The sequence below is a fragment of the Micromonospora sp. NPDC049102 genome, assembly GCF_043197485.1.
Lineage (GTDB): Bacteria > Actinomycetota > Actinomycetes > Mycobacteriales > Micromonosporaceae > Micromonospora.
Genome location: NZ_JBICTE010000005.1, coordinates 265,574 through 271,857, shown reverse-complemented (window position 1 = coordinate 271,857; position 6,284 = coordinate 265,574). Strand labels below are relative to the sequence as shown.

6 protein-coding genes are annotated in these 6,284 nt (G+C 66.9%); 4 read left to right on the top strand and 2 right to left on the bottom strand.

The genetic code is table 11. The features are described from left to right. Nucleotides 1-497 precede the first annotated feature (497 nt). Both ACGFH9_RS08755 and ACGFH9_RS08750 read right to left on the bottom strand, forming a co-directional pair. Entirely contained in the window at nt 498-1,184 is a 687-nt protein-coding gene (locus ACGFH9_RS08755; protein WP_393217003.1) for a DUF3800 domain-containing protein, read from the bottom strand. Nucleotides 1,185-1,235: 51 nt separating this feature from the next. Next, nucleotides 1,236-1,424, bottom strand: coding sequence for a helix-turn-helix transcriptional regulator (locus ACGFH9_RS08750; RefSeq protein WP_393217002.1), 189 nt, complete (start codon nt 1,422-1,424; stop codon nt 1,236-1,238). A 111-nt stretch (nt 1,425-1,535) separates the two neighbouring features. Here ACGFH9_RS08750 and ACGFH9_RS08745 point away from each other — a divergent pair, with 111 nt between their 5' ends. From ACGFH9_RS08745 to ACGFH9_RS08730, 4 genes are all read left to right on the top strand, one after another. After that, nucleotides 1,536-2,138 carry a helix-turn-helix domain-containing protein gene (locus tag ACGFH9_RS08745; protein ID WP_393217001.1) on the top strand — a complete coding sequence of 201 codons (603 nt, stop codon included), beginning with the start codon at nt 1,536-1,538 and terminating at the stop codon, nt 2,136-2,138. A gap of 261 nt (nt 2,139-2,399) precedes the next feature. Further along, on the top strand, nt 2,400-3,569 hold the full coding sequence (locus ACGFH9_RS08740; protein ID WP_393217000.1) for a tyrosine-type recombinase/integrase: 1,170 nt from the start codon (nt 2,400-2,402) through the stop codon (nt 3,567-3,569). Nucleotides 3,570-4,032: 463 nt separating this feature from the next. Next, a complete protein-coding gene (locus ACGFH9_RS08735) occupies nt 4,033-5,709 on the top strand; it encodes a ParB/RepB/Spo0J family partition protein (protein ID WP_393216999.1) in 1,677 nt (558 codons plus the stop codon). 128 nt (nt 5,710-5,837) lie between these two features. Beyond that, nucleotides 5,838-6,275, top strand: coding sequence for a hypothetical protein (locus tag ACGFH9_RS08730; protein ID WP_393216998.1), 438 nt, complete (start codon nt 5,838-5,840; stop codon nt 6,273-6,275). Nucleotides 6,276-6,284: the final 9 nt, after the last annotated feature.

The window sequence follows — 6,284 nt, the reverse complement described above, 5'->3', positions numbered from 1 at the left end:
CCGCCGAGCACGAGCAACTACACGCGATGACCCATCCGGTCACCGCGTCCCTGAAAACCAGCTAACCAACTCTCCATCAAACCCGGGGCTTGACACCGCACCATCTCGTGGCACAGCAGTAGTAACCGCGACGAACTGCTGCGGCGGGTTCTGGAGCACGTCGGCGGCGAACCCGCGGTCATCACCTTCCGGGCGTGAGGTCTGTCAGGCCGAATGAGAAACAATAATCATCGCTAATGTTCCCTGCAGGGCTCCTGCCTGGCGGGCGACAGGTGGTGACATTGCCGTCCCCGGCTGCGGTGCTCGGTCGGGAGCCGACCGCACCCGACCGGCACCGACGGCCGGATGCCCCGGGTGTTCCCGATCTGCACGACGGCCGCAGGACCGAGAGCGGGGCACCCGGCCGCATCTAGATCACAAGGAGACGAGCTCATCGCGTCACCGCAACTCCGTCCAATCGCACGTCACGTGGGATCGTCTGGTTGGGCTGTTACGGATCAAAGTTCGACTGGCCCTCCTGCACTATCGAGGTGCCGAAGGATCTGGCCGTACCACGTGGTGGTCCTGTCTCGCCGTCCACCAGGCCGAAGCGAGCGATAGCCGGTCCATGCCGCAAGGTCGGCGATCTGGACCCACTGGCTTGTGCTGGCGTGCCGGAAGAAGGGGTCCTCGATGAGGGCGCGGCTGCCGTTGGCGAGTACGCGGTGTGCACGGTTGTAGCTGCTGTTCGTGCCGTCGCCGTCCACGACGACGGCGCCGAAGGCGGCAGCATCGTGGAGGTCGGCGTCAAGATTGGCAATCATGCAGCCGTATAGATCCTGCTTGTCGCGTTCGAAGTCGCGTCCTCGGGCGTTGGTGCGGCGGTAGACGCTGCCGAGCGTGATCCCGGGCAGGGCAGCTATCGCGGCAAGACCCTCCTGGATGATGTTCAGGCCTCTCCAAGCCGCCCTGCCGGCAGGATCTTGCGCCCAGGTCCCCCGGCCGCCTGCCAATTCGGTGGCATGCAGCCGGATGTCGGCGGGGATGCCGTGGCGACGGTAGACCGCACCACGGAACCGTAACCATCGTTCCGTCGCGCAAGCCCACTGCGCTGGGTCGATCCGGATCCAGCTGAACGTGGCCAGGCCATGGGCTTCGCTACCGGAGTCGTCGACGTAGTAGAAGGCGAAGTTGGTGCCGGTCATAGTCATGTAGGTGCGCTCCGAACAGGGTGACGTGACGGTGATTGGGAGCGGTCAGCATTCGGAGCTGCGGGTTTCGAGCCACGCGTCGATGTCGCGCCTGCGGTAGCGGCGGTACTTGCCCACCTTGTACGACTTGGGTCCTTTGCCCGTGTAGTTCATGTAGTACAGGGTCTGGGGCTGCACATTCAGGTATCGAGCTGCCTGCTCGTGGGACCACATGCCCGCCTGCTCTTCTCGCATCATCAACTCGCTTGCCTAATTGGCAAGTGAGCCAGGCTCACTTGCTGGATGGGGAAGTAGAATGACCAGCGAGCTTGCAACTTGTCAACTGGGCGAGTAAAACTTACGAACATGACAAGTGAGCAGCTCGGCGAGGAGGCCACCCCGGGCGAGGTGGTGCGTCTACGCCTCAAGGAGATCCGGAAGAAGCGCCGACTGAACCCGGACAAGGCTGCCAAGTTGTACGGCGATCCGGCGATGTCGACGACTGTGTTGATGAACATCGAGGCGGGACGCCGCCGGACTCCGGTTACCGTGGACGAGCTGATGCGCTTCGCCTACGCGCTGGACGTTCCGCCAGAGGCTTTGCTGGTTCCCGGTGCCGACCGACGGGTGCAGGTCGCACCCGGTGTGGTGGTCGACTCGATTCGGCTGCTGCGGTGGATGCGCGGCGAGGAAGCTCTCGACGGCACTGACGCGGCGCACTACGAGGCGACGGCGGCCGAATCAGTCGAGCCATCCGGACGCGGCATCCCACAACAGCTACGCGACGACTTCCTCACCAGAGCGCAGGCCGCGTTCGACGGCTTCTTCGCCGACAGCGACGAGATCCGCCGCAAGACCCGCCAGCAGGTCCGCGAGGTCCTGGGCGAAGTCCGCACCGCCGCCGCCAACGGTGTACCCGCTGAGGAACTGCTCACGATGATCGACGGCTTCCTCGACCGGCTGGAGTAACCACCCGGCACCCACCGCTTCACTGCTTCTGACAGACCACTCGTGACCTGCGGCCTGGTCACGAGCCGATAGCCCGTACCCGACAAATCCGCGGCGCGCCATTCGCGTCGAGGGCCGATACCGCACACCCCCTTCAGCCCGCAGCCACTCCGGCCGCCGGGGCGATACCCCCTGTCCTCAACCCGCCCGCCGTGCGCGAGCCGGGGCGATGACGTGCGCCTCGACGCCAGCAAGCCTGCACCGCACCAAGGAGCCCCTCTCATGGCACGAGCATGGATTAAGCCCAGCACCGATGGTCCCGGCTACACCTGCTTCTGGATGGATCCAGACCGCCGGCAACGGCAGAGGTCGTTCCGGCGCAAGGTAGACGCGGAAAACTTCCGCACCCGCAAAGAGCGCGAACTCGACACCGGCACATACCTGGAGACCGAGCGAGGCGCCGAAACCGTCGCGGCACTATTCGAGCGGTGGGCCACCACCCGGGGCCTGGAAAACTCCAGTGTCAGGCAGTACCGCAGCATGCTCAACCAGGCGGTCCGGCCATACTTTAAGGCCAGGACGACCGGGGTGCTCAAGCTCGCCGACATCCAGGCGTGGATCTTGTGGATGCGTGACACCAAGAAGTACCAGCCGCAGACCATCCAGACCCGGTTCGGGTACCTCAGCTCCGCACTGCAGTGGGCGGTCGACAATGACGAACTCGGCCGCAACCCGGCCAAGCGGGCCAAGCTCCCCGGTCGCCGCGCCAATGTGCGTCGCGTGGTGAAAGAGAAGATCGTCGTCCCGACACGCGTCGAGATCGAAGCGCTGATCGCTGCCTTCGACCCTCGATACACCGCGATGGCATGGCTGATGGCTGGCTGCGGGCTACGCGTCGCTGAGGCGATGGGTCTGTGTTGCGACCAGATCGACTTCCGCCGGGGGCTGCTGCACGTCAACCGGCAGATCACCGAGGACGGCGAGAGCGACAGCGGCAAGAACGCCGGCCTGCATCTCAAGATGTACACCAAGCACCGCGATGCCGAGTCCCCCGGCCGGGCCGTGCCGCTTCCCAAGGTCGTCGCCGCGGTCCTACGCGCACACCTGAAGAAGTTCGGCACCGTCGCGTGGCAGAGCAGCCAGGGTCAGGTCCACCTGCTCTTTCCCAACCACAGCCGCACCGGCCTGCTGTACCAGTACTACTTCCGCAACCAGATCTGGCAGCCGGCACTCACCGAGTCGAAGGTGTCGTTCACCAAAACCCACGCGCTTCGGCACTTCTTCGCCTCCTCGATGCTCGGCAACGGGGTGCCGATCACCGACCTCGCAGTCTGGTTGGGCCACAGCAATTCCAAGGTCACCGACGAGTACTACGGCCACCTCATGCCCGAAGCGCCCGAACGCGGCAGAACCGCCATCGACACCGCAATGGCCACCCCCGCCGACGAATAAGGCTGCCGTTCAGACGGACCAGCCGGGCGTCGTCACTTCGATACGTGATCCTCAGGACCACGGTGACCAGCCAACGACGGCGACCCGAACACAGCAGGACCTGCCGATCCACAAACGTGGGGCAGGTCCGCCTTCCGACCGTAGCACCCGCTGACCGCACCCAGGTCCCGCCCGGCAGCACCCGCGGTGATAGCGGCCTGCCTTCGCGCAGCTTCGTCGTTGACGTTGGCCTGCTCCCGGGCGGGAGGCCGTGGGTGCGGTTGCTGGCCCTCGATCCTGACCGGCCGCGGCTGGCCCCGCAAGGCCCACCGTCGCAGCCGCGTCTGCGCGTCGTACGGAGCGTGGGTGGGCCTGTGCGGGGCTACGCCGATCGGCCGGCCGGGCGGATCGGGCCAACACCGCCCACCCGGCCGTTCCCGCGCCGGGTAGGGCGTCCTCGTGTTCGGGAAGGACGTTCTCTGTAATGACGACCACTCTGTTGTCCCGACCCGTATCGGACGAACTCAGCATCGCCGGGGTCACAGCACCTGCGAACCCCGCGGGCCCTACCCTCCGGGCCCAGTACCTCGACCCTCGTGACCTGGTCGATAACCCGCGTAACCTGCGCACAGACGTCGGTGACCTGAGCGATCTGACTGCCTCGATGACGGTTGTAGGAGTCCTCTGCCCCTTGGTAGCCATCCCGGCCCCGGACCAGCCGAACACGTTTCAGTTGATCATCGGGCACCGCCGGAAGTACGCGGCGATCGAGCTCGGCATGGAGCAGGTGCCGGTGTGGGTCGCCTCCGACGAAGGTGCTGCGGCGCAGATCGTCGCGCAGCTCGCCGAGAACGGCCACCGGGTGGGGCTGACCCCCACCGAGGAGGCTGAGGCGTTCCACCAGCTGACGTTGCTGGACTGGTCGCCCGAGCAGATCGCCACCGTGCGGGCGATCCCGACGGCCAAGGTGAAGCAGACCTTGAAGCTGCGGGAGTTGCCACAGGCGGCGCGCGGAGCCGCCGACGCCGGCACCCTGACACTGGAAGACGCCTCCGCGCTCACCGAATTCACCGAGGATCCGGCTGCCCTGGATCGAATCCTGAAGGGCACCGGGTCGGGTTGGGGATTCCGGCACGCCATCGCCGCCGAGCGCTCGAAGCGGACCTTCGCGGCGGCGAAGGAGCGGGCGAAGGCGGAGTTGGTGCTCGCCGGGGTGAAGGTGACGTCCAAGCCGAAGGGCTACCCCTACAGCGGTACGGCCGTGGCCGCCACGCAACTCGCCGACGCCAACGGCAACCCGCTCGCCCCAGAGATGTTTCCCACGTTGGCGGGGCTCGCAGCGTTCGTTGAGAAGATCGGCGACCATGCCCAGACGACTTTCTACTGTGCGGAGCCGGACCGGTATGGCTACCAGCGCCTGAGCTACGGCAGTCGTCGGGGGGGCACGGAAGAGGAGCGTGCCCGCCGGGAGGCGGCCGAACAGGCCCGCGCGGAGTACCTCGCCGGTCTGACGGTCGCGGCAGAGGTACGGCAGGAGTTCTATCGCACCGGGTACGGGTCGACGCGGGCGGTGAAGCGGCTCTTCCTGGAGGCGCTTCGGGCCACCGTCGTAGAGGGGCTGCGGTTCCACGACGTCGATGGCCTGTACGCAACCCTTGGTGGCGTAGACGGCGCCGCCGCCGCGATGGCTCGGGAGGACAAGCTGCGCCGCTGCCTGGTGGCGCAGTGGATCTGCGTCCAGGAACGCAACCTCGGCTACGCGACCCGCGACGAGACGTGGGCGTTGGATAACGAGGCGGCAGTGGCGTGGCTCGACCAGCTCGTCGCCGATGGCTACACCCTCTCCGAGGCGGAGACGACGCTGCGAGAGTCGTTGGGCAGTGACCCGCAGGGCGATGTGCCCGACATCGAAGCTCCCGACGGTGCCACGGCTGCGGATTCTGGGGACCCCGACGTCGGCGATGCCGACGCGGAGACCGAGCAGGTCGACAGTGCTGCCGATGACCTGATCGCTGCGCCACAAGCCGCGCAGCAGCCCGAGCCCGAGGCTACAGCGCCAGAGCCAACGGGCTCCGAGGCCGACGACCTAGCCGACTCCGATGAGCTGACCGATGTCGAGAAGCAGACCTCCGACGACGAGCCCATCAGCGACGAGTCCTGATCTGACTTCCCTTATCGGCGGGGGTCCACGCACTGCGCGCGGGCCCCTGCCGACTTTCGTGCCGACCCGACTCACATCGGGTGGGGCCAACCACCCAATCAGCCGCCGATGTGTTCGATTGGAGCCCTGTGTCACCTAACGCTGACCTGCTGTCCGAGGTCGATGACCGTGAGCGCCGTCTGGCGCTGATCCGCCAGCAGGAGATCCTGCTGGCGTTCGAGGAGTACGGGCCCGGCTATCACCGAGTCACCGGCGACGGCTGCCGGTACGTCGCTGAGATCGTCAACGCCACCCCCGCCGAGTGGGAGTGGATCTACACCCACGCCCGAACCCATCCCGAGGTGCTGACCCAGGCGAGTCCGGGCCGCAACCCCGGGCAGTGGCGACAGCTACGCCGCGAGCAGGGCGAAGTGGCGTTCCGCGCCGCCGACGCCGCGTTCACCGCCGGCGACACCGCCGCCGCACTGGACCACCTCGACGAGGCCCGCGCGCTCGGCACCGTCGGGCCCGAGCAGTGGGAGCGACTACGCCTGGCCGTCACCACCGCCGCTGACGCCGGCCGCTGACCCTCCAAT